The sequence below is a fragment of the Rothia sp. CCM 9416 genome (genome assembly GCF_048513535.1).
Lineage (GTDB): Bacteria > Actinomycetota > Actinomycetes > Actinomycetales > Micrococcaceae > Rothia.
In genome coordinates this window covers 1-23,714 of the sequence record NZ_JBLXXR010000024.1, presented here as the reverse complement: position 1 = coordinate 23,714, position 23,714 = coordinate 1, and the positions used below count along the sequence as shown (strand labels likewise).

Here is a 23,714-nt window from a genome sequence, read left to right as displayed (position 1 = left end):
AGGTGCCCTATCAGTGGAACTGTCGCCACCTATCTTGCCGCTGGTGCCTGCCGGTCAGCACAGGGTACAAAAAAATTCCCCCACCTAAACTTTAGGTGGAGGAATCTTTAGCCTGTGACCCCAACCGGATTTGAACCGGTGTTGCCGCCGTGAGAGGGCGGAGTACTAGGCCGCTATACGATGGGGCCCTTGCTCTCAAAAAAGAGCTGCTACCTTTGTGGCAACAGATAAAACTATATAGGCCACCCCGCTAGTACGCAACTTGAGATACTGTAGTTTCAGCCACAGCGGGACCTTAGCACACAGCCAACAGCGGGAACAAAAAAAATTCCCCCACCTAAACCTTAGGTGGAGGAATCTTTAGCCTGTGACCCCAACCGGATTTGAACCGGTGTTGCCGCCGTGAGAGGGCGGAGTACTAGGCCGCTATACGATGGGGCCGTGACATCTTGAAACAAGATGTTCGCTGGGATACCAGGACTCGAACCTAGAATGACGGTACCAGAAACCGTAGTGTTGCCAATTACACCATATCCCATTGGTATTGCTTAGCTGATTTCCCTGAGGAAGTCATCGCCGCAACGAGTTATAACTTTATACGACCCCCAAGGGGCGTGCAACTTGAAAAGGGTAGACCTACATCACAAGGCCTTCTTTCAGGGCGCACAGAATCCCAAAGTTCCCCGGTTTTTCGCGGTTTTTGGGGCCAAAAATTCCCTTCAAAAATTTTTTTGGGGGTGCCCCAAAAAGCTAAAGAACCTGCCCCTCCCCAGAGCTGGGGTCAGGCAGGTTCTTGGTTTAGAGTATCGCCGACTTAGGCGGCAAGCTCTTGGTGCAGTTTCTTGAGGCGAGCCAGCGAGGACTCCTTCCCTAGAATCTCCATGGACTCAAAGAGCGGCGGTGAGATGCGGGCACCACTGACAGCGGTACGCACGGGGCCAAAAGCCAGGCGGGGCTTAATCTCTAGGCCCTCCACGATGGCGCTACGCAGGGCCTCCTCAATAGCCTGGGCAGTGAAGGTCTCCAGGGGTTCAAGAACTGTGAGAGCGGCTTGGAGCACAGCGGGTGCTGACTCTTTGAGCTGCTTGGCGGCGTCCTCAGCGACCTCAATCTCTTGGTCCTTTGTGAAGAGGAAGCCCAGCAGGCCGGCGGTCTCCCCCAGCAACTGCATACGCTCCTGAACCAGCGGAGCGGCTTGGGTCAGGATAGCCTGCTCGCGCTCAGTCAGCTCCTCAAAGCTCTTGGCGGTGACCAGGCCGTCCTTGTGCAGGAAGGGAACCAGGCGGTTGCGGAAGTCCTCTGCCTCAAGCATACGAATGTGGGTGCCGTTGATAGCTTCTGCCTTTTTGAGGTCAAAGCGGGCAGGGTTAGCCAGCACGTCCTTGACGTCAAAGTGCTCAACCATGGTGTCCATGCTGAAGATATCTTCGTCATGGGACAGGGACCAGCCCAGCAGGGACAGGTAGTTAAGCAGGCCCTCCTTGATGAAGCCAGCATCGAGCAGGTTGTAGAGGCTGGACTCGGGGTCGCGCTTGGAGAGCTTCTTGTTACCCTGGCCCATGACGTAGGGCAGGTGGCCGAACTCAGGGATGAAGCTGGTAACACCCACGGCAACCAGCGCCCGGTAGAGGGCAATCTGGCGGGGGGTGGAGGACAGCAGATCTTCGCCGCGCAAAACGTGGGTGATACCCATGAGGGCATCGTCCACGGGGTTGACCAGGGTGTAGAGGGGGCGACCGTTAGCGCGCACCACAACGAAGTCGGGAACGGAACCGGCCTTGAAAGTGATTTCGCCGCGCACCAGGTCCTTGAAGATGATGTCTTCATCGGGCATGCGCAGGCGCAAAACGGGGGTGCGGCCCTCGGCACGGTAGGCGGCCTTCTGCTCTTCGGTCAGGTCGCGGTCAAAGTTGTCGTAGCCCAGCTTGGGGTCTTCACCCTTGGCGCGGTGGCGCTCCTCAACCTCTTCGGGGGTGGAAAAATCTTCGTAAACGAAGCCGCCGGCCTTGAGCTTGTCAATGATCTGGGCGTAGATGTCCATGCGCTGTGACTGGCGGTAGGGTTCGTGGGGGCCGCCCACACCTACACCCTCGTCCCAGTGAATACCCAGCCACTGCAGGGATTCGAGAACCTGGTTGAAGGACTCTTCGGAGTCACGAGCGGCGTCGGTGTCTTCAATACGGAAGATGAGCTTGCCGCCGGTGTGCTTGGCGTAGGCCCAGTTGAAGAGGGCAGTGCGGACCATGCCCACGTGGGGGGTGCCGGTGGGCGAGGGGCAGAAACGCACGCGGGTTTCGCTGGGATCTGACAGCTTGAGGGCGTAATCAGTCATGGGTGGGGTCACATCTCTTTCGTTGTGGGTTCTAGGAAAAGTTTTTAGTCGGCGCGGACGGTGTTGATCAGGGAGCCGATGCCTTCGACCTCAATTTCCACCTCGTTGCCTGCGCTCAGGCGGCCTACTCCTGCGGGGGTGCCGGTGAGGATGACGTCACCGGGTAGCAGGGTGAAGTATTCGCTGGCGGCGGCTACGAGCTCGGCTACGGAGAAAACCATGTCGGCGGTAGTGCCGTCCTGTTTAAGGTCGCCGTCCACCCAGGTCTGAACGGCTAGGTCGTCGGTGTCCAGGTCGGTTTCGATCCAGGGCCCGATCGGGCAGGAGCCGTCAAAGCCCTTGGCGCGGGCCCACTGTACATCGGTGTTCTGGGCGTCGCGGGCGGTCAAGTCGTTGGCTACGGTGTAGCCGTAGATGACCTCGGGTACGCGCTCTAGCGGCACGGACTTGGCGATACGGCCGATGACAACGGCCAGTTCGCCCTCGTAGGACACGTCGGAGGACCAGTCGGGCAGGGCGATAGGATCGCCGGGGCCGATCACGGAGGTGTTGGGTTTGAAGAAGAACTGCGGGCTGGTGGGGGTTTGGTTGCCCAGCTCGCTGGCGTGGTCGCGCCAGTTGCGGGCGGCCCCAATGACTTTGGAGCGGGGAATGATGGGGGCCAGCAGGCGGACGTCCACCAGGTCGTACTTCTTATCGGTGGGGTTGACCCCGGTGTAGAAAGGGTCGCCGGTCAGCACGGTGAGGGTTTCGGAGCCGGGCTCACCCTCAACCAGGCCAAAGTGAAGGTTATCGTCTACGGTAAATCGAGCAATGCGCATGGCTACTAGCCTACCGGACTCGCCTGCCCTGCGCGCAGGGCAGGGGCGGTTAGGTAAACAACTAGGCAACCTGTATTTGGTTATAGGGTTGCTAGTCGCTCAGCAGACACAGCTACGGCAAGGGCCCTTCTCGCCAGGTTCGCTGGCGCTAACTCGGTGATTCACGCCAGCCCCCATCGAGCTTGCCTACCCGCTGTGCCTGATGGGAGATTAGCACCGAGAATGTGAATCGCAAGCCGTCAGCGACCGACCTTTCTCTTGGAGACAACAGGGAGTTAGTCCCGGATATTAGGATTCCAAGGCCGCATTGCCCTGAGCCGCGCGGCGACGCCTGTACTCCGTAATAATTTCATCTACAAGACCTTCAGAGAGGTCACTTTTCAAGAGTTCCTCGCGAGCTGGCAACATCTCGCAACAAGAGACACGTTCTACAATAAATTTCCTAGTTTCGGGGTTATTAATATCTTCAGCTTCTTCGCGGAAAATGAACCGAGCTTCATTTAAAAAAGAACTAAATAAATCAGCTTCTTCAAGATTAACCCCTGCTAGATAGGCTCGTTCCAAATGAGCAAAATATAATTCTGCATCTTTTAAATTTGTATGCCAAAACTTTGCACCTTCCAGATTAGCGCCCCTTAGATTGCACCCATTCATATTCGCTTCATTCAGCGTTGAGTCCTTGAGGAATACCCCTCCTAGATTCGCATCCTTCAAGTAAGCGCCCCATAGGTACGAATCTTCCAAGTGAGAACAATTTAAATTTGAGTTCCCTAAATCTCGGTACGAAAAATTTAGGTTCCTCAAATCAAGAAAACTTAAATCAAAAATTCTCGATTCGGAATCATTCTCAGCAAATTTATTATTAATGGGTATTGCCGATTTTTGATAAACTGGAAAAATATCCTGAATAATCGAATTGAGAGTTGTTTCCTCCAGTTTAGTTCGCCCATCAACCAGCTCTCCATCCTTCTCTTGAGGAACACCAAAAAGAATTTTCAGGATATTTCTCTGCTGGCTATTTTTCTGCCTTTTCACAACTTCCGATGAAGCCGCCAGAGTTTCCCAATCCTGGTAGAGGGTTGCTAGCTGAAAATAGCTTGCTGACCGCTCGTTCTCATCCTTGCTGTAGCGACGCGACAGAATCTCATGCATGCGGTCATTGAGCGACTTGATAATTTCAGCATCCTGCTTATTCTGCTCCCGCTGGGCGCGTTCGTCCTCAATCTCCCTCTGATGTTCGAGCTGCCGCCTCAGGTTCTCCTGCTGGGCAAGCCTGTTTTCCTCACCCGTCTGGTAACTGACAGCAACAGACACCACAACACCCACCGCAGCAATCAAAGCCGCAAAAGCGGTCGCAAGGCCCTGCCGGGCATCCACCCAATCACCGTTATAGGTAGTAAGAGTTAACACCAAAGTAGCCAACGCAGAGACCACAAAAAGAGCCGGAAGAACCGCCACCACAATACGGAACAGCCTGTTGGAACCGCTGTTTACGGTATTCTTTCGCCGCAGGAACCAGGCTAGACCCATAACCGTTAAGCCACCCAGCAGAGCCGGGCCCAAATCTAACAGACCCAAAGCACTGCTAAAAGTCAGATTGGGATAATCACGTTTATTCAATAACCCAGTAAATAACCACCCATAAATTATTGTGCCAGCTACCCAGAACCCCATTTTAAGCCAGCTCTCTACCGAGTTGCCCACTTGCCCGCCCCTCTCCTGCTGTTGCTTACCCACCTGCTCATAGCCCTTCTCGCACGCACAATTCACTTAAACTTAAGTATGCCAAGCCTCCTCCCTACAACCATACAAAAACTCTCTTGACGGGTTTCTACGCCCAACCATAAACTAGCTCTCGGAATTACTGTCTACGGAAGGCACATCAGTGGATTTTTCAGCAGCTCTCTAGCCCAGGCTGAAACACTCTGCCCGCACCCGGCACCGGTTTTCAGCACCCCCCTGAGAACTGAGGACTATCCACCGTGCCCGCACCCCCCCCTTCCGTACCCACAGCCATCAGCTTCACCCACCTCACCCACACCTGGCCCGACGGCACACCCTGCCTCACCAACATCACAGGTACAGTCACAGCCCCCATCACCGCCCTCATTGGTGATAACGGTAGCGGCAAGTCAACCCTGCTCAAAATACTTGCAGGGCAGCTGACCCCCACTTCCGGGAGCATCAGGACCCCTTCCAGCACCGCCTATCTACCCCAAGATCTAGGGCTATCTGCAAAGCAAACCCTGGCTGACCTCTTCGGTATCAGCACTATCCTCGATGCCCTCGACGAGCTAGAATCAGGCAACTACTCCCCCGCCCTCCTGGACACCATCGGTGATCACTGGGACGCCGCCGAACATGCCCTAGCCCAGCTCACCGCCACAGGTTTCTCCCCATCAAACACGGTAGAACCAGCCGGCTGTCGTCAGTTCCTCCGGCGAAGGGTAGGCACTCTGTCCGGCGGGCAGGCAGTCACCGCCGCCCTAGCCGGGGCACTCTCTGGCTCCCCCAGCTTCCTCTTACTGGATGAACCCACTAACAACCTCGACGGCCAAACAAAGGAACGCTTCTACCAGCTCCTAGAGCGCCTTCCCTGCCCCGCCCTCATTGTTACTCACGACCGGGAACTGCTATCGCGCGTCCAGGCTATCCTCGAACTGAGGGCAGGCAATATGCGCTCCTTTACCGGTAACTATGCTGTCTATCGGCAGGCCATTGCCCAAGAGCAAGAAGCCGTCCGCCGTCACTATAGACAGGCTCAGCAGGTCGAACGTAAAGAGAAACGTGACCGTATTGAGGCTGAGACAAAGCTGGCGCGTTCTCATCGGCAAGCTCAAACCTTTAAGGCACGCAAGAAGGCATCAGCCATGGAAATGGGCCTGGCCGCTTCAACGGCGCAGGTGTCTGCTGCCAAGCTCCGCAAAACTCACCAGGAACGCCTGCAAATAGCCCAGGCCACCAAGCAGAAAACTGCGGACGCCCTACGCAAGGACGAATCCGTCTATCTCGATTTGCCCGGCACTTCCCTACCACCAGGGAAGCGGGTTCTTGAGCTGGAACTTGTGAACCCCGGCATCAGTATGCCATCTGACCAGCCACGCTATCTTGCCCTGCAAGGCCCAGAACGCCTACGGCTGGCTGGGCCTAACGGCTCTGGCAAGACCACCCTACTCAGGGCTATAGCGCAGGCAGGATCTACTGAGTATAAAGACCAGGTAGCTAACGCTCTCCCCAGCATTTACAGTGTCACCTATTGCCTACAAGCGGTCAGCTACCTGCCCCAAGTGATTGATTTACCAGCGGATACCACCATGCTTGACTATGTGAGGCAGGCTGACCCCCAGCTCACCACCCAAGAAGTACGCGATAGCCTCGCCCGCCTACTTTTCCGCCGAGACCGTGTGGAACTCCCGCTAGAGGGTCTCTCCGGCGGTGAACGCTTCCGGGTGGCTCTTGCCCGCCAGCTTCTTGCAACCCCGGCCCCTCAACTTCTCCTTCTCGATGAGCCAACCAACAACCTGGATATAGCTTCGGTGGACTGGCTGGTATCTGCCTTAGCTAGTTACAGAGGTGCCTTGCTGGTGGTCAGCCATGACGAATATTTCTGCCAACAGCTGGACCTCACCCGGACCTTGGATTTGCCCTAAAACCGCCTAAAGATAGATGCCCGCCTCCCCTGCACTAGCAGGAAAGGCGGGCACAGTTCTTAAGCTGAGCCTTTCTGGTACAGCATCGACCGGAGCTGAGCTACAGGCTCAAGGCCCAGTGATTCTTAGACCAGTGTGACGTTCCAGCCCAAGCGGTCCTCAACCTTGCCGGTCTGAATACCGACTAGTTCTTGACGCAGGCTCATGGTCACGGGCCCGCCCTCAGCACCGGAGGCTGAGGGGACCTCAAAATCAGCGGCCTTGAGCTTACCCACGGGAGTAATCACAGCGGCGGTACCGCAGGCAAAGACCTCGGTAATCTCACCGCTGGCTACGCCCTGGCGCCATTCAGACAGAGTAATTTTGCGCTCTTCAAGGGTGTAGCCCCTGTCCTGGGCCAGCTTGATGATGGATTTGCGGGTAACACCGCGCAAAATAGTGCCGGTTAGCTCAGGGGTGGCAATACGCCCGTCCTTGAAGACAAAGAAGACGTTCATGCCACCCAGTTCCTCAATGGCATCATCGCGGTTGGGGTCCTTGAAAATGACCTGCTTACAGCCCTGGGCTTCGCCTTCCAACTGGGCGGCAAGTGAGGCGGCGTAGTTGCCGCCGCACTTGGCTTCGCCGGTACCGCCCACACCGGCGCGGGCGTAGGTGGTAGATAGCCAAATATCAACGGGCTTGGGCGTGCCAAAGTAGTTACCGGCGGGTGAGGCAATCACATAGAAGGAAACTTCACGGGCAGGGCGGATCCCCAGAAAAGCCTCTGTGGCGATCATGAAGGGGCGCAGGTAGAGGGATTCCCCTTCACCGGAGGGCACCCAGTCAGCGTCGATGGTAACCAACTGGCGGATTGCCTCCAGGAACAGTTCCTCGGGCAGATGGGGCAGAACCAGTCGGTCTGCCGACTTGTTCAGCCGGGCGGCGTTCTCCTGGGGGCGGAAGGTGGTGATGGAGCCGTCAGCCTGGCGGTAGGCCTTGATGCCCTCAAAAATTTCCTGCCCGTAGTGGAAGACACTGGCCGCCGGGTCAAGGCTGACAGGCCCGTAGGGCAACACCTGGGCCTTGGACCATTCACCGCCGTCGGCGTGGCTGCCTTTCCAGTCGATACGGACCATGTGGTCGGTAAAATGGTTGCCGAAACCGGGGTCGGCAAGAATTTCTGCCCTGCGCTCAGCGCTGGCGGGGTTGGGGTTGCGGGTAATAGAAAATTCCAGGGTCATGTTCGTCCTTCAATCACAGCGTATGGGACTGTAGCTTGTCAAAATGTTAAGCCCGGGTAAGCAAGGCTGTGCGCCAGCTGGCTCGGGTCTGGCGTTTTAGGGGGTGCTAGTGCACAGCCTTGCTGGCCAGGGGCGGGCTCCTGAGCTTTTGGCTTGGTGTGTGCCCTTATCTTCCTTTTCCTTATGAGAATACATCAGCTCTGTGGTTTCTGTGCTCTACCTAACGTGGGTCCCCGCCGGTGAGACGGAAGGGACCAAGGAGCTTAGGCATCCAGGGCGGCCAGAATTGCGGAACCGATCTCGTCAGTACCGCGGGTTGCACCGGGGTTGGCAGCTAGGTCTGCTTCTACGGCGCGGTCAATGCGGGCGGCGGTGCCCTCGTAGCCCAGGTGACGCAGGAGCATGGCGGCGGCCAGGATGCTTGCCGTGGGGTTAGCCTTGTTGAGCCCTGCGATGTCGGGGGCGGAGCCGTGGACCGGCTCGAACATGGAGGGGAAGGTGCGGTCGGCATTAATGTTTCCGCAGGCCGCGTAACCGATACCGCCGCTAATAGCGCCTGCCTGGTCGGTCAGAATGTCGCCAAAGAGGTTGTCGGTGACGATGACATCGAACCGTGCCGGGTCGGTGGTTAGGAAGATGGTGGCCGCGTCAATGTGCAGGTAGTCGGTGGTGACCTGCGGGTATTGGGTGGCTACCTGGTTGAAGATGCGGGTATAGAGGGCCCCTGCGTTGACCAGGACGTTGGTCTTGTGGATCAGAGTCAGCTTCTTCTTGTCGCGGGTATTAGCCAGCTCAAAAGCGTAGCGAATCAGTCGCTCGATACCGTGAGCGGTGTTGAGCGATACTTCAGTGGCGATTTCTTCGGGGGTTCCGGCGCGCAGGACACCGCCGTTACCTGCGTAGGGGCCTTCGGTGCCTTCACGCACAACCACAAAGTCGATTTGGCCGGGGTTAGCTAGCGGGGAGACTGCACCGGGGTAGAGGCGTGAGGGGCGCAGGTTGATGTAGTGGTCAAAGGAGAAGCGTAGGTTGAGCAGGATTTCACGCTCAATCAGGCCGCTAGGCACTTGGGTGGAGCGGGGGTCTGCGCCGACGGCACCAAAGAGGATGGCGTCGTGGGTTGCTAGTTTTGCTTTGGTCTCTTCTGAGAGGGTTTCGCCGGTTGCTAGCCAGTGATCAGCACCCAGGGGGTACTCGGTGGCGGTGACAGCAATCTGGTCAAGTTCGGCGGCGCGGGTCAGGACGCGCTGGGCTTGGGCTACTACTTCGGGGCCGATACCGTCACCGGGAATTACTGCCAGGTTGATGGAGGGAGTTTCAGTCATGTTCTTAAGGCTAGTCCTGCACAGTGCCCTTTGCCCATATTTTGGCTTTGGGTTTCATATATTGGCCGGCTGGCCTGCCCCTGTGGGAACCTCTGCACCATTACCCGGTGCTGCTGCAAAGAAGACGAGTTCTTCCGGGCGGGGGTAGGCAGACGGGGTTTTGACCGATGGGTGCTATTTCAAGGTCGGTCAGGTACTGCCCCCCTAGATGGACCAGAAGCAGGGCGGATCCGTCCTGGGTGGTTGCGGTTAAGACAGTGCGGGGTGCCGGTGTTTCAGGCGGGCTAGCCAGCAAGGTGGCTTCTGAGTCTGCCGGGTAGTGCAGGGTAAGGGTGATGCAGGTGGAGCAATCGCAGCTCTGTTTGGCCTGTGCTGTGTTCAGCCTGCGGATTAGCCCTTGCCGTTCCTGTGCGCTGGGCTTGTGGCTTTCGGTATCCAGCGGCAGACCCTGAGTGATGAGCGCGGCCAGCAGGTTTTTCTGCTCGTCGGTGAGTGCCTCCATACGGCAAACCCTAGCAGGGCCTGTTTTCTTCTGACAGGCTTTACACCCGGGTAATTTTAACTAGAACAAATCGTCATGGCTACCGGTGCCAGTAAGTACGAGCACCAAGCTTTTCTGCCTTGTCATGCTTTTTGAGGAGGGCCTTAGCATCGCGCTTGAATTGAGGGGTTCGGGTGATACTACAAAGCATCGGTCAGGTCTGCCATCAGCTCATCAACAGACGAGAACTTCTCCCCCAGCCCATTTTCTGCTTCGTAGCGTGCGCGAGCGCTGGCAGGGTTTTCGCGACGCGGGGTAAACGGTATTCCGTTATCCACGAGCGCCTGGCGAAGAAACATATTCAAGGCTGTACTCATGTCGAAACCAAGTTGGCTGAAGAGCCGCATGGCCTCAGGGCAAGGCTGTGCCTGCCAACTGGCTCGGGTCTGGCGTTCAGGGAGGTTGGTAGGCACAGCTTTGCCCAATCTCCCCACAAGCCCCTTGCCCATAGTCTTAGACCTCGCGCGCAATCAGAGCTTTAACAGCCTCTACATCATTGGGTAGGTCAATTAGGTGGCGGTCGGCCTCCATGATGCCCGCGAAGCGCTCAGGGATAGCGGGCTCGGAGCCGGTTGCTTCCTTGATGGTTTCCGCGAACTTGACCGGTAGCGCGGTCTCCATGCAGATAATGGGAGTTTCGACCCTATCGGCCCAGTCGCGGGCAACCTTCACACCATCGGCTGTGTGAGGGTCAAGCAGGACGTTCAGCCGCTCATGGGCATCACGAATCGTAGCCACCCGGTCAGCGTGGGTGGAGCGGCCCGATGCGAAGCCGAACTTATCTGCGGCATCGGTGAAGGCTGGGTCCTCTGCCAGGGTAAAACCGCCCTCTTTGACCTGTCGGCCGAAGAGGTCGCCCACCCGCTCGGCGTCGCGGTCGAGCAGGTCGTAGATGAAGCGCTCGAAGTTGGAAGCGCGCGAGATATCCATGGAGGGGCTGGAGGTCTCTAAGGTATTAGCCGAGGAACGGACACGGTAGTTGCCGGTGCGGAAGAATTCATCGAGGACGTCGTTCTCGTTGGTTGCCACGATTAGGCGGTCAATGGGCAGGCCCATCTGGCGGGCGATATGGCCGGCGCAGATGTCACCGAAGTTGCCGGTGGGTACGCAGAAGGAGATCTTCTGGTCGTTGGTTTCGGTGGAGCGGATCCAGCAGGAAACGTAGTAAACGATCTGGGCCATGAGGCGGGCCCAGTTGATGGAGTTTACGGCGCCGATGCGTTTTTCTGCCTTGAAGCTGGCATCGGAGGAGATAGCTTTGACGATATCCTGGCAGTCGTCGAATACGCCCTCGAGGGCGATGTTGAAGATGTTGGCATCGTCTAGGCCGAACATTTGGGCTTGTTGGAAGGGGGTCATGCGCCCGGCGGGGGTCAGCATGAAGACCTTAATGCCGGTGCGGCCGCGCATGGCGTATTCGGCGGATGAGCCGGTGTCGCCAGAGGTTGAGCCTACAATGTTCAGGTCTTGGTCGCGGCGAGCTAGTTCGTATTCGAAGAGTTCGCCCAGTAGTTGCATGGCCATGTCTTTGAAGGCGGCGGTGGGGCCTTCTGAAAGGTGTCCGATGAGGATACCGGGTTCCAACTCGGTGACTGGCACGATCTCTGGGGAGGCGAATTTGGGGTAGGAGTAGGCGCGGGCGGTAATGGCCTTGAGGTCTTCTAGGGGGATGTCATCAATGTAGAGGGCCAGGATTTGGGCGGCGAGCCCCTGGTAGCCTTCGGTAGCGAGGACGGCCCGCCAGCGGGTGAGGGTGGCATCGTTGATCTGGGGGTAGGAGACGGGGAGGTAGAGGCCACCGTCGGGGGCTAGGCCTCCCAGGAGGATGTCGGTGAAGTGGGCTGGGGTGCGGGTGGTGTCGCGAGTGGAGATGTACTGCATGACTATAAGGTTACCTTTTCTGGTGGGGGTAGGCCGGTAGGCGCTTCATACTGGGGTATGAACTTGGGCCTGGTGCAGGGTGGGTGCTGGGTTCTGGGTGCTGGCGCAACCTAAACTGGTGGGGTGGAGAGCTTTCTATTTGAACCGGCTGTTTTGGCTCGGCGTAAGCGCTGGGTGAACGGTATTTTTGTTGCCTTGTGCCAGTTGTTTACGGTTGGTTTTACCGGTATTGCGGGCCTCAACGATAATCTCTGGTGGCTCTATATGCTCCTTTGGGCAGTGGTGACCGGCAGTCTCTATTTCCGCTATAGCAGGCCAAAGACCGTGACTGTTTTAGTCCTTGTGGGCTTGCTGGTTACTATTGTTTTGCCCTTCCCGGCTCTTGATATGTGGTGGTCGGCTCCGCTGGCGGTCTATCACTGGGCCAGGTACGGCGAGCGCCGGGTGCGTATAGTAACTATTGTTCTTTTTTTGGTGGCTTCAGTGGTGGCTGGGGCTAGTGCGGGTTTTCAGCTTGCTTCTGTCTATAGCTGGAGCACCGTTGAGCTTTTGGTTCTTTCTCTGGTTATTTTCTTCTTTTGTGCCGCCTTGTGCACGATTGCCTGGTTTCTGGGTGATACTAGGCGCTTGCGGGATAACCGGCAGAGGTCGCTGGTTGAGCGTAACCGGCAGTTGGTGCATGAGCGGGAGCAGGAGCGGGTCATGGCGGCCCTGGATGAGCGTGCGCGTATTGCCAGGGAGATGCACGATATTGTGGCTCATTCTCTTTCGGTCATTATTACGCAGGCGGACGGGGCACGGTATGTGGCTCAAGCCCGTCAGCAGGCGGAGCTAGAGTCTTCCGCCCGAGGCGGTGAGCTGGTCGAGCCGGTGGAGATTGCCGCCTTAGGGACTATTTCTGAGACGGCTCGTTCTTCTTTGCAGCAGATGCGTTCCCTGCTGGGAGTTTTGCGGACGGATGAGGGCGCCGCTTTTCAGCCTCTACCGGCTTTGCACAATGTGCCGCAGCTAGTGGATCAGATGCAGGAGCTGGGTTTTAATGCCAGGCTGGTGTGGGAGTGCGAGGGAGTTGAGGAGAAGCTGCCGCAGGGGGCTGAGCTGACGGTCTACCGTATTGTGCAGGAGGCTCTGACCAATGTGCGTAAGCATAGCCCCACGACCCCGCTGGTGACGGTGACGGTTCGTGAGGGTAAGCGTTCCTTAGATATTGATGTGGTCAATGCGCCCCAGGTTCAGGCTTCGGAGCCTTTGGCCGGTGCCCGCCGTGGTTTGCTGGGTATGCGGGAACGAGTTGATATGTATAGGGGTAGCTTGCATTACGGGCGCCTGGCGGACGGCTCGTTTAGGGTCTTTGCGCAGATTCCATTTGCTCCCTAAGAGCGCTGGCTGTCTTTTTGGCCGGGGCAGGCCAGCTGTTAAGAGAGAAGTTGTTGAGGTCGAGAGGATTGAGAAGAGACGATGAGCGGAAAGATTAGGGTCATGCTGGTTGATGATCAGCAGTTGGTGCGCTCTGGCCTTGCCATGTTGGTTGGTTCCCAGCCTGATTTGACGGTGGTAGGTCAGGCATCGAATGGCCAGGAAGCTGTGGAGCTTACCCGGCAGTTGGCGGGGCAGGGTTCTGTACCCCATGTGGTGCTCATGGATGTGCGTATGCCGGTCATGGATGGTATCGAGGCGACCGGGGCAATTATTGCGGGCTACCCCTCCGTTCGTATCGTTATGCTGACAACTTTTGATATTGATGACTATGTCTACGCGGCGGTCCAGCGCGGGGCCAGTGGCTTCTTGCTTAAGGACGCGCCTGCTGAGCAGCTCTTGGAGGCTATCCGTACTATCTACCGGGGGGATGCCGTCATTGCACCAAGTGCTACGAAGCGTCTCTTGGAGCAGATGATTATCCCCCAGCTAGCGCAGGATGCCCCATCCGGTCAGGGCGCGGGCCAGGCCGTGGGGTTTGCTGGCTTACCCGCGGACCGGCAGGCTGGCTCCTCTGCTCGGTCCAGCGGTAAACACCAGCAGGAAATAGCCAGCTTGACTGCCCGCGAGTTCGAGATTTTCATGCTCATGGCCCGGGGCCTCAGCAACGCTGAAATCACCTCAGAGCTTTTTGTGTCGGAGGCAACCGTCAAGACGCATGTCTCCCATATTCTGGCTAAGTTGTGCGCCCGCGACCGTGTGCAGGTCGTCATTATGGCCTATGAGGCAGGCCTCCTGCCCTAGGCTACTTGTCGGTCGTTCCAGGCCGGGAACAGGTATCTCATACCCGGGTATGAGGTCCTTCCCAGGTTTCACTCCCAGGCCTGATGTATCCAGGTAGATCTCTTGCCAGACTGGAACTATGAATACACACCACACATTTCCCGTTGCGGTAGGCGCACGCAACCTCAGCAAAACTTACGGAAGCGGTACTTCGTCCGTGCGCGCCCTTGATCAGGTCAGCATCGACTTTGAACGCGGCAAGTTCACCGCCATTATGGGCCCCTCAGGTTCTGGCAAGTCCACTCTGCTCCACGTCCTTGCCACCCTCGATACCCCAGACCCCGGGACTGATTCTTCTTTGCAGGTACGGGGTGTCGAACTGCTGGGCCTCAAAGATTCCGTGCTAGCAGAGTTCCGGGCCAAGAATATCGGCTTTATCTTCCAGGCCTACAATCTGGTCCCCACACTGACCGCAGGCCAGAACATTGATCTGCCCCTGGGTCTTGCCAAGATGAAGGTTGATAATATTTGGCGTGATGAGCTGGTACGGGTTCTGGGCCTGACGGACCGGCTCAAGCATGCCCCGGCTGAGCTATCGGGTGGCCAGCAGCAGCGAGTAGCCATTGCCAGAGCGCTTCTACCCCGCCCCGCCGTCATTTTTGCCGATGAGCCAACCGGGTCATTGGACTCAGTTTCTAGTGCCGAGGTTTTAGATCTGCTACAGCAGGCTGCCCGCGCTCAGGGGCAGACCATTCTCATGGTCACCCACGACCCGGTAGCGGCCTCTTATGCTGACCGGGTAGTACTGCTGCGCGACGGCAAATTGGCCGGTGTGCTTGAATCCCCCACCCGCGAGTCAGTGCTTGCGGCGCTTTCTGGGTTGGGTGAATAGCATGGCAACCACATTGGGCACCGTTGCCCGCTCTAACCTGGGTAAGCACAGGCTGCGCTTTGCGCTGACCTCCATCGGTATTGCTATCTCGGCTTTCTTCCTCTCAGCGGTTCTTATCAGCAACCTGTCGCTCATGACTAGCTTGCGTGAGTCAGCGGCCCAGTTCTATGGGAACTCGGATCTGGTCTTGGAGGACCCTGATCACAGCCAGTTTGTTATAGAAAGTCCCCCCTACTTGAGTCAGAAGGCTGCCCAGCAGGTTCAGGCTAGTTCCCTGGTCAAATCCAGTTGGGGTGTAGCAACAGCTGATGATGTCATGTATTTAGCTGGCTCGGGGGCCCAAGAACCAAGTTTCTTGGTCAAACGCACTGATTTAGCGGCCGATGATTCTGTTCTCTCTCTCACCCTTCAAGAGGGTGATCTCCCCAGCACCAGCAGTCAGGTCCTCATACCCTCCTCCCTTGCTCAAAACTCCGATCTGAGAGTTGGGCAGACGGTACGGATGACTGACTACACCCTACCCGTTGACTTTCAGGGATTACCCCCAACCAGTGACTTTAAAATCAGCGGTATCTACGCACAAAAAGCTGCTACGGGACCTATGAATAATATGGTCTTCACCGGCGGTAGCTTGACCGCAGACTACACCAAGTCACTTGAAGCTGACCCCAGTAGCGGCTACAGCATGATGATGGTCAAGTTAGCACCGGGGGTTTCAGTCCATGATTTCAAGCAGCAGCTCACATCAGCAGGGCTTGAGGTGGCGGTCTCTACTGTAGAGGAACAAATCCAAAAGGATGTAGATGACTTCACCGGGGGGATCTCACAGGTCACCGCCGTTGTTCTGGGCTTCGGCCTGCTATCCCTCCTCATGTCCAGTTTTGTGATAGCTAATACCTACCGGGTCTACGCGGCCTCGCGTACCCGCGAACTGGCTCTGCTCCGTACTCTGGGTGCCACCCGTTTTGCTCTGGTGCGGATGCTCCTACTGGAAGCCTTCATGCTGGGTGTGCTTTCTGCTCTAGCGGGTATCGTCACGGCCTATGGCCTGGCATTCCTTATATCCACTTTTATGACCGGGGGCTACATGATCGATTTCTCCCCCGTCCCAGCCCTCATCTCCCTCTTTATCTGTGGGACTGTTGCCGTCCTTAGCGCTTTGGCACCAGCCTGGTCAATGCGCAAGATTTCGCCCATCACAGCCATCCAGAGCGTACCTGAGCCCCGGACAAGGAGCGTCCTTAAGAAGGTCTGGTTCTGGCTGCTGGTGCTCCTCCTTGTAGCCCTGGTAGCTGTGGGTATCTTCTGGGCTCAGAGTTCTCCCTTAGAGCCAGGGTATGTGCTGGCCACGGTTGCCCTGGCAACCCTCCTTGTCCTGGTTTTCCCTTTCTTCCTATCCCCCCTGCTCGCTGTGACGAGCAGGTTCTGCCAGCCATTTACTACCGCCGATATGGCCCATAGTAATATCCGGCAGGCTAAGGGCCAGACCGTAGCTAGCGGCCGGATGCTCTTTATCTGCGCAGCCTTTCTAGCTGCTCTCATGACCGGTTTCACTAGCCTGAAGGTTTCCGTCCTTGAGGATATTGAGCGGTCCTACCCTTTCCCTGCTTCGGGCTTTGTGAGTGCTCAGAGCTGGGAGGCTAGCACCCGCTTGGAGCAAGAAGTTCAGGCTTTTGGCGGGGTAGATGCGGCGACTGTGGCAATCCCCCAGGGCTCCTTGGAGAATAAGCTCTACCAGGATGCCAACAGAGTGAGCGTATATTCTCTCGATGCTTCTCAGCTAGATCGCTTAGCTCCCTATGATTTCCCGCACCCCTTGGCCGATGACCAGCTCATCATCAATGCCTCAAGCGCTGAATCACTCGGTCTCGTAGAGGGTAGCAAAATTAGGGTTGCTGGAACCCACAAGAGCCAGGAACTGACTGTTGTTTATACGGATACTGATTTGTTTGGACCTGTCATGACCCGGGTAACAGGTCAGAGAATAAGCGGTTCCGAGCTTCTAGCTACCTCGCCCTCCCCCGACTCACCCGCCCTGATTCTTGGCTTTGACCCCTCGCTCAGTAGCGATCAGCAGTTGGCGGCTTTGAAGGGCCTTGAGAGCCAGGTGGGGCTTGCCCAGGGTAGCCTCTACGGGAGCCTGACCATGGGTAGAGATATTGAGTTGGGTCTAAACATAGGCCTCTACGTTGCCCTGGGGCTACTGGGGGCAACCCTGGCTATTACTCTGATTGGTATAGCCAATACCCAGATTCTGAGCGCCTACCAGCGGCGCCGCCCCTACGCCCTGTTGAGGGTTGCGGGTATGAGCAAGAAACAGTTGAGGGCCATGATTTCCTTCGAGACGACCCTGGTGGCTTTGCTGTCCATACTGTTGGGTATTGGGGCTGGTTATGCTTGTGCGATCTTGCTCTTGCAGGTGTATGCCACCAATGGTTTTAGCATGAACTACTCTGTTCATGGCTGGGACCTGCTCCTGATTCTGATCGGCGGGGTCGCTCTGACCTGGCTCACTAGCCTGATACCAGCCCTGCGGGCTTCGCGTCTCTCACCGGTCGTCAGCCTGCAAGAGACCCCCTAAAGCTGGTAGGCACACTACTAGTTCATATTGGGCCAAGAAATTCGGTGCTGTGCCCACCTCTACGAGCTTTGGGCCAGTATGAGCTGGGCACGGCACCGATGAGCACCAGGAGGCTAGCAGGAGGGTGGGAAAGGCTGGCCGCGTCCCTAGGATGCTGTGGCTGTTGGCTCAGCTGAGGCGCTAGCACTCTCAGAGGGTGTGGGTAGGGTGACCGTTGAGGTGTTCTTGGGGTCGGCCTTATCCGCTTCCACCCGCTCCTGGGAGGTAGCGTGGATAGCTTCAAGCTCATCCTTGAACTGTTTGAGCCGTTTGTAAACGGACTCGTAGTAAGAATTTTTGAGCTCAGAAACGGAGGAATCAAAAGAATGTCTTTCACGACAGGAAATATCGGCCTCCAGCATCTTCTTAGCATCCGCCTGGCCTACCAGGCTAGCCTGGTAAGAGGCCAGGTCGGTACTCTTGACCTGGCCAAAGCCAGCATCGGACATACAGCTAGCCCACTGCCTCTGCAACTCAACGTACTTCTCGTCCGAGCGCAGGCTATCGGCGATAGCCGAGCCAAACTGGGGAGCCAAGAGGGCGGCCTTAATACCGTTTTCAACCGACCCATAGAGGTACTCATAGCTCTGAGCCATACAGCCGTCAGCTTTCAGTTCCCCACTGGAATAATCCATGAAGCTCACGCTCAAGGTACTATCGCCCTTGCCCAGGTAGGCATCAAGACCAGCCTGGTCAAAGCTGGCAGTTGCTCGGTCGCTCTGGGCGGGCAAAGGCCCGTACCCGTTAGCTTTCAACTCATCAGTAGTGCGCCCGGTATAGACAGCGTGGTCCAGGCTATGCACCGCAACCGGCTCCAGGTATTTACCCCCGGCTTGAGCTACACAGCGCTCAACAAAAGCACGGCGAGCCTTTTCTGCACCCTCAGGGGGATACATCAAACTCTCAAGAGCGGTAATGTGCTCCGGGTTTGCTTGTTCAGGCTCAAGCTCCTGAAAATTTTGGGGCTGGGGCTTACACCCAGTCAGGGCCACAACAAGCAAAAGGGCCAGGCTCGTACCAGCCTTAACACCGTGGGCAGTAAGTAATGACACGCAAGCCTCCCTAGCTAATCATCATCCATTCTAACTACTATAAATAGTCGGGCATCACCACAACTTCCCGTGATGACACGACGGACTCGTCACAGAAAGTAGCAACCGCACCACCATGACACCTGAAACACAGCCAGGAGTTCGCACCAGCCGCCGCGACCTCGTCCGTTTTGCAACCCTCACGGGCGTTGCAACTGTAGCCACAGCAGCTGCAGGGGGCTTGGCCGGTCAGCAGGCGGCTCAGGCAGCCGATGCCAGCTCTACTGTCTTCCCCGCAGAATACATTTACCCCACTGTTTCTGGCCCTTCCTTAGCTATCTGGGGCAGTTCATCCGTAGAAGGAGCTTACGCCGATCAAGGTGTTCCTGCCGGAGTCAAAGCAACCCTACCTGAGCTTCTTTCAAGCTATCTCTCCGTGCCGGTTCTCGGTTTTGGGCGAGGAGGGGACACCTCTTCCCTGATTACTGCACGGCGGGGTGTATCAGCTAATCGATATAAATTAGTTTTCCCGGATGACATGATTCCAGCTTCAGGCACAGTGCCCGTTACCTTGGCCTCGGATGCCAATGTTTCTTGGGGCTCTTCTACACAGGTCCCAGGCTACGTTGGCGACGTCCCCGGCCTATTGTTAGCTGGGGAAACCGAAAACAGCTTATTCTTTACCAGAACAGTTCCCGGCGAAGAAATTTATGCGCCCTCCGATACAGCTGCAGCCTGGCTTTACTCCTACCAGGAGATGATTAGCCGCGCTTGCTACCATGTACTTCAAATCGGTCGCAACAATCTGGCGGAAACCTCCCGTATACAGGAAGATACCCAACGGGCTTTTGACATGGCCCCCACCCGCTCGATTGTTCTGGGGCACTTCCGCGCCCAAAAGGATTCAAACACATCAGATCGGGCTAAGCAGGTCGAAACCTACAACACCTGGGCAGCTAAAACCTTCGGGGATAGATTCATGAACCCCGAGACCTTTCTCCGTGAAACCACCCAGGAAAGCTGGCTCCGCTACGGTGCGCTGGCAGGGTCCGGGGTCTGGTCATCCGATAAGGACCGCGCCGCCTACAAGGAAGGGAAGATTCCCCCCAGCTTCTATGCCACCGACGGCTTCCACCTCAATGGCTGGGGCTATGTCGCTATCGCACAACAGATTTATTACCGGGTCACCCAACTGGGCTGGTTCTAAAGATTCTTACCTCGGATAGCTTCAGGCCCGCTCCCCTTATCTTGGGGGCGGGCCTGAGCTCTATCTGCTATTCTTACCGGTGGCTACGGGTTAGGCTTCCTTGGGGTCCTCATAACGCGGGAAAATCGGAGCAGGCGCGGGCAGAACAGTACCAGCGACCAGGGCCCGGTCAAGGTCCCTAAAGCTACGGTTTTCCGGTGCCACAGCCAGTAGGTCTAGGAGCTTACCCATAGAGGTAGGCATGACCGGCTGGGTGAGGGTTGCCACAATGCGTAGAACCTCAGCGGTCACGTACAGAACGGTGTTCATACGTTCCGGGTCGGTCTTGCGGAGCTTCCAGGGTTCCTGGGCCGTGAAGTAGCGGTTAGCTTCACCGACAACCTGCCAGATACGTTCTAGGGCACGATGGAAGGCCAGAATATCAAAGTCAGCCCGGACCTGCTCCAGTAGAGCACCTGCGGCCTCAAGCATAGCCGTATCCTCCGCAGTAAACTGCCCGGGCTGGGGAACAGTGCCCTGACAGTTCTTAGCAACCATAGACAGTGAGCGCTGGGCCAGGTTGCCCAGGTCATTGGCCAGGTCGGAGTTAATACGGTTCTTGATAGCCTCGGCTGAGTAGGAGCCGTCCTGACCGAAAGAAACATCGCGGAGCAGGAAGAAGCGGAGCTGATCCAGGCCAAAGCCTGCTACCAGGTCTGCGGGGTCCAGGGTGTTGCCGATGGACTTTGACATCTTTTCGCCGTCCACCAGCAAGAAGCCGTGTCCAAAGACCTTCTGGGGTAGTTCCAGCCCAGCGGACCAGAGGAAGGCAGGCCAGTAGATAGCATGGAAACGGGTGATGTCCTTTCCGATCAGGTGCATATCAGCAGGCCAGTATGTGGTGAAGAGTTCGCTGTCGGTATCGGGGTAGCCCACACCTGTCAGGTAGTTGGTCAGCGCATCGACCCAGACGTACATGACGTGCTTGTCGTTGCCGGGTACAGGTACGCCCCAGTCAAAGGTTGTGCGGGAGATGGAGAGGTCGTTGAGGCCACCCTTAATAAAAGAGGCCAGCTCGTTACGGCGGGTTTCGGGGTAGACGTAGCCCTCGGTTTCATACAGGTCAAGCAGGCGGTCGGCGTACTTTGAGAGGCGGAAGAAGTAGGATTCTTCTTCGGTCCATTCAACCTCTGTATCGGTAGCAATCGCATAGCGCACACCGTCACGCAGTTCGGTTTCTTCTTCGGTGTAGTAGGCCTCATCGCGGACCGAGTACCAGCCTGCGTACTTATCCAGGTAAATATCGCCCTTCTCTTCCATCTTCTTCCAGATGGCTTGAGATGCGGCGTAGTGGTCGGGGTCGGTGGTGCGGATAAAGCGGTCAAAGTCGGCTCCCACGAGCTCGGCCATTGCGCGGAATCGGGCTGAGTTTTCGTCGGCTAGTTCCTTGGGGCTTTTCCCCTGCTTCTGTGCAGTGGTTTGCATCTTTTGGCCGTGTTCGTCGGTACCGGTCATGAAGCGCACATCAAAACCGTCTAGTTTCTTGAAACGGGCCATGGTGTCAGCGGCAATGACCTCATAGGCATGGCCGATGTGAGGGGCGCCGTTGGGGTAAGAAATTGCGGTGGTGATGTAGTAGGGGGTAGCAGTCATAGTCATGATTTTACAGGGTGGGGAACAAACCGGCGACCTGCTGATCCCGCATGAGGGTAAGAACTACTCCCGCAGGGGCTAACAGTGTAGGGGCTGGCCTACCTCAATGAATGGAACTCGCTAGGGCTAGGACTAGTGGGATTGATGGATCAAGCTATAACATGCCCCTAGCCGTTGCATCTAAAGGTTTCAGCTATGCATCTACTCAAGTAGAATCATGAACCAGAATACTTACCTGACACCTTTAGAAGGGTAAACACGGGAAGATGCAGAAAGAAAGAGCTGACAAGGATGACCGATACTCTTAAATTCAGATATGAAGACCTCCAGTCGGTCATAGATATCTTTGAAAAAACCCGAGCCAACTTTGAGACCCTAGCTAGTTCCGCCTGCGAACACTCTGCAAGCCAGGACCCGGTAGCTGAACACCATGCCGGTGTAGTTAGAGGGCAGGACGGAAAGCTTCTGGCTAGCGCAATGGAAGCATTTACCAATGCCCGCGACGGGGCGCAAGAAGCTTATAGGTCTTTTAAAGCAGCTGATGCAGGAGGGAAGTAGGGGCCATGTCTACACGTCCTAGTGATTGGTCTCCTCTTGCTGGCGGGGATCCCTGCCCCGGAGATCCCGATGCCTGGATTTCGATCTCAAACTTTTGGTGGGAACAGCGCAACTATCTTATCGATCCTTATCGTGAGTCTCTTTTGGAATACACGAGTATCGATGGCGAGGGTAACCGAATCCGCAGGCTTGAAGCGGTAGCTTCAGACGGTGCAGGCCTAGTATCTCGTATAGCCTATGCCTACGAAAAGGCATCTGATGCTGTAAGTAGATGGAAAAGACAATTAAGAGATATGCAGGAGCGTGCTGATGCTGCATTGAAATCAGCTCAAGATGCTCAAACAGCGAAAAATGATGCACAGGATAAGATTGCGAGGCTGGAAGAAGAGGCTGCGAAAGATGAAAGCCCTGATCCGATTATTGCCCTGACAATTCATGGGTGGACAGGGCATGGTGGTCTGCGCGGGGATATTGCTGACGCTGATGCGGCAATAGCTAATGCGCAAAGAATTGTTGATGATATCCGGGATGAATATTTTACGAAGGCTTCTGAGATTATCGAGCAGTATTCGATTGCCGATTCGGTCGACGCACTCTATAACAACCGTGGTGGTACCCCTCATCAAGGTAATCCTTTTAGTGCCCCTAGTGATGTCTTGACTAGTTTTGAGCTCTTTGATTCGTTGACCCTGATACGTGCGTTTGAAGATGCTAGAACATCGGAAGAAAATATGCCACGGTTACTGGATCTGCTCTCACAGATGACACCGGAACAGATTCAAACTTTTTTCACTGCCAATCCAAAATACGCGCTGTTTGCTTCGAATCCTATTGGTGGAGACAATGTCCAACGCGCCAAGGATACTCAGAAGTGGTGGAACGCCCAGAACCAATTCACTGATGATAAGGGGAACTGGCGTTCAATCAACGCTGATGATCAGGTACCACCAGGAACTTTGAACGAAGCGCAGCGGAAAGCTCTGATCCAATATGCTCCCGGTCTTGTTGGAAATATGCAGGGCATCCAGTACACCTATAGGTCAGAGGCCAATGTGAATTTGGTGAGGATTCTTTCTCAGGATTCTGAAGAAGCCAGAAATCTTGAGAGAGTTGATGGACTCAAGCTACCTGATTCCCCGTTCAATCTTGAAAAGCTGCATTTGCCAGATAATGTACGTGGCACGGCAAGAAATATGCTTAAGCAGTATGAGGAAAATAAAGCTAACTATCCTGACGTACAGATTATAACCTTTGAAGTATCAACAGGCAGCTTAGATGAAGAGCATTGGGATGATGTTAAAGCAGCTTTTGTACTTGGTAATTTAGACAAAGCAGAGTCAATTAGTTATCTGACGCATGGCATTGATAATAGTGCTCTGCGCGACAGTGACGTTAACAGCCACATCAGATCAGCCGGTTCCCTCTACAAAGCTGAAGAATCAGCCATAATACACCACGGGAATATAATCACTGGTAATGGTTCTGCGCCTCAACATGCAACTGTGGCCTGGATGAATTATGAAGCGCCCAAGGGGCCCGCAGAAGACCTTTCCGTTCTTGATAATGATAAAGCACATGAGGGCGGGCACCGCTACGCTCAGGATCTGGATACGCTGAATACTTTACGGGGAGAGGACAATATCCGCCTCAATACTGTTGCTCATTCCTATGGAACAGATACAACCTTTTCCGGTATGACTGAAATGAAAACACAAGTTGATAGCGCCGTCTTCCTAGGATCTGCGGGGCTTGATCAGAAGCAGGTGGATGATGTGCAGGCTCACCCGGATCATTTAGCTGTG

Annotated in this window: 18 protein-coding genes and 3 tRNA genes; 8 read left to right on the top strand and 13 right to left on the bottom strand. The window is 56.0% G+C overall.

Features of this window, described 5'->3' with window-relative positions; translation table 11 throughout:
- Positions 1 to 115 precede the first annotated feature (115 nt).
- The 6 genes from ACN080_RS09180 to ACN080_RS09155 form a co-directional block, all read right to left on the bottom strand.
- Positions 116 to 188: transfer RNA gene (locus ACN080_RS09180), tRNA-Glu, on the bottom strand.
- A 180-nt stretch (positions 189 to 368) separates the two neighbouring features.
- A tRNA-Glu gene (locus ACN080_RS09175) sits at positions 369 to 441 on the bottom strand.
- A 25-nt stretch (positions 442 to 466) separates the two neighbouring features.
- A tRNA-Gln gene (locus ACN080_RS09170) sits at positions 467 to 538 on the bottom strand.
- 276 nt (positions 539 to 814) lie between these two features.
- Positions 815 to 2,332 carry a glutamate--tRNA ligase gene (gltX, locus tag ACN080_RS09165; protein ID WP_419113611.1) on the bottom strand — a complete coding sequence of 506 codons (1,518 nt, stop codon included), beginning with the start codon at positions 2,330 to 2,332 and terminating at the stop codon, positions 815 to 817.
- Positions 2,333 to 2,376: 44 nt separating this feature from the next.
- Complete coding sequence (locus tag ACN080_RS09160) at positions 2,377 to 3,153, bottom strand: fumarylacetoacetate hydrolase family protein (RefSeq protein WP_419113610.1); 777 nt, start codon at positions 3,151 to 3,153, stop codon at positions 2,377 to 2,379.
- A gap of 288 nt (positions 3,154 to 3,441) precedes the next feature.
- Entirely contained in the window at positions 3,442 to 4,890 is a 1,449-nt protein-coding gene (locus ACN080_RS09155; RefSeq protein ID WP_419113609.1) for a pentapeptide repeat-containing protein, read from the bottom strand.
- Between the two features lie 245 nt (positions 4,891 to 5,135).
- Here ACN080_RS09155 and ACN080_RS09150 point away from each other — a divergent pair, with 245 nt between their 5' ends.
- Positions 5,136 to 6,803: an ATP-binding cassette domain-containing protein gene (locus ACN080_RS09150; protein WP_419113608.1), complete on the top strand. Its 1,668-nt coding sequence runs from the start codon at positions 5,136 to 5,138 to the stop codon at positions 6,801 to 6,803.
- A gap of 125 nt (positions 6,804 to 6,928) precedes the next feature.
- Here ACN080_RS09150 and ACN080_RS09145 read toward each other — a convergent pair whose 3' ends face one another.
- From ACN080_RS09145 to thrC, 5 genes are all read right to left on the bottom strand, one after another.
- Complete coding sequence (locus ACN080_RS09145; RefSeq protein ID WP_419113607.1) at positions 6,929 to 8,026, bottom strand: branched-chain amino acid aminotransferase; 1,098 nt, start codon at positions 8,024 to 8,026, stop codon at positions 6,929 to 6,931.
- A gap of 263 nt (positions 8,027 to 8,289) precedes the next feature.
- Entirely contained in the window at positions 8,290 to 9,351 is a 1,062-nt protein-coding gene (locus ACN080_RS09140) for a 3-isopropylmalate dehydrogenase (protein WP_419113606.1), read from the bottom strand.
- Between the two features lie 100 nt (positions 9,352 to 9,451).
- Positions 9,452 to 9,853, bottom strand: a complete 402-nt coding sequence (locus tag ACN080_RS09135) for a hypothetical protein (protein ID WP_419113605.1) — start codon at positions 9,851 to 9,853, stop codon at positions 9,452 to 9,454.
- Between the two features lie 179 nt (positions 9,854 to 10,032).
- Positions 10,033 to 10,305 carry a type II toxin-antitoxin system RelB/DinJ family antitoxin gene (locus tag ACN080_RS09130; protein WP_419113604.1) on the bottom strand — a complete coding sequence of 91 codons (273 nt, stop codon included), beginning with the start codon at positions 10,303 to 10,305 and terminating at the stop codon, positions 10,033 to 10,035.
- Positions 10,306 to 10,345: 40 nt separating this feature from the next.
- Positions 10,346 to 11,773 carry a threonine synthase gene (gene thrC / locus ACN080_RS09125; RefSeq protein WP_419113603.1) on the bottom strand — a complete coding sequence of 476 codons (1,428 nt, stop codon included), beginning with the start codon at positions 11,771 to 11,773 and terminating at the stop codon, positions 10,346 to 10,348.
- Positions 11,774 to 11,896: 123 nt separating this feature from the next.
- On the opposite strand from thrC, the gene ACN080_RS09120 reads away from it, so the two are divergent.
- The 4 genes from ACN080_RS09120 (at position 11,897) to ACN080_RS09105 (ending at position 17,445) form a co-directional block, all read left to right on the top strand.
- Complete coding sequence (locus ACN080_RS09120) at positions 11,897 to 13,150, top strand: sensor histidine kinase (RefSeq protein WP_419113602.1); 1,254 nt, start codon at positions 11,897 to 11,899, stop codon at positions 13,148 to 13,150.
- Positions 13,151 to 13,231: 81 nt separating this feature from the next.
- Positions 13,232 to 13,993, top strand: coding sequence for a response regulator (locus tag ACN080_RS09115; protein ID WP_419113601.1), 762 nt, complete (start codon positions 13,232 to 13,234; stop codon positions 13,991 to 13,993).
- 118 nt (positions 13,994 to 14,111) lie between these two features.
- Complete coding sequence (locus ACN080_RS09110) at positions 14,112 to 14,864, top strand: ABC transporter ATP-binding protein (RefSeq protein WP_419099461.1); 753 nt, start codon at positions 14,112 to 14,114, stop codon at positions 14,862 to 14,864.
- Between the two features lies 1 nt (position 14,865).
- The gene (locus tag ACN080_RS09105) at positions 14,866 to 17,445 is read left to right on the top strand and encodes an FtsX-like permease family protein (protein WP_419113600.1); all 2,580 of its coding nucleotides are present in this window, start codon (positions 14,866 to 14,868) and stop codon (positions 17,443 to 17,445) included.
- Between the two features lie 146 nt (positions 17,446 to 17,591).
- On the opposite strand, the gene ACN080_RS09100 is transcribed toward ACN080_RS09105, so the two are convergent.
- Positions 17,592 to 18,536, bottom strand: coding sequence for a hypothetical protein (locus tag ACN080_RS09100; RefSeq protein WP_419104655.1), 945 nt, complete (start codon positions 18,534 to 18,536; stop codon positions 17,592 to 17,594).
- A 115-nt stretch (positions 18,537 to 18,651) separates the two neighbouring features.
- Between ACN080_RS09100 and ACN080_RS09095 the strand changes: the two genes are divergently transcribed.
- Positions 18,652 to 19,722 (top strand): hypothetical protein, encoded by a 1,071-nt coding sequence (locus ACN080_RS09095; RefSeq protein WP_419104654.1) that lies wholly within the window; start codon positions 18,652 to 18,654, stop codon positions 19,720 to 19,722.
- 90 nt (positions 19,723 to 19,812) lie between these two features.
- Here the strand turns inward: ACN080_RS09095 and metG are convergent, their stop codons facing one another.
- The gene (metG, locus tag ACN080_RS09090; RefSeq protein ID WP_419104653.1) at positions 19,813 to 21,354 is read right to left on the bottom strand and encodes a methionine--tRNA ligase; all 1,542 of its coding nucleotides are present in this window, start codon (positions 21,352 to 21,354) and stop codon (positions 19,813 to 19,815) included.
- 291 nt (positions 21,355 to 21,645) lie between these two features.
- Here metG and ACN080_RS09085 point away from each other — a divergent pair, with 291 nt between their 5' ends.
- Both ACN080_RS09085 and ACN080_RS09080 read left to right on the top strand, forming a co-directional pair.
- Entirely contained in the window at positions 21,646 to 21,912 is a 267-nt protein-coding gene (locus ACN080_RS09085; RefSeq protein ID WP_419104652.1) for a hypothetical protein, read from the top strand.
- Between the two features lie 5 nt (positions 21,913 to 21,917).
- On the top strand, positions 21,918 to 23,714 hold a 1,797-nt coding region (locus tag ACN080_RS09080; protein ID WP_419113599.1), incomplete at its 3' end, for an alpha/beta hydrolase.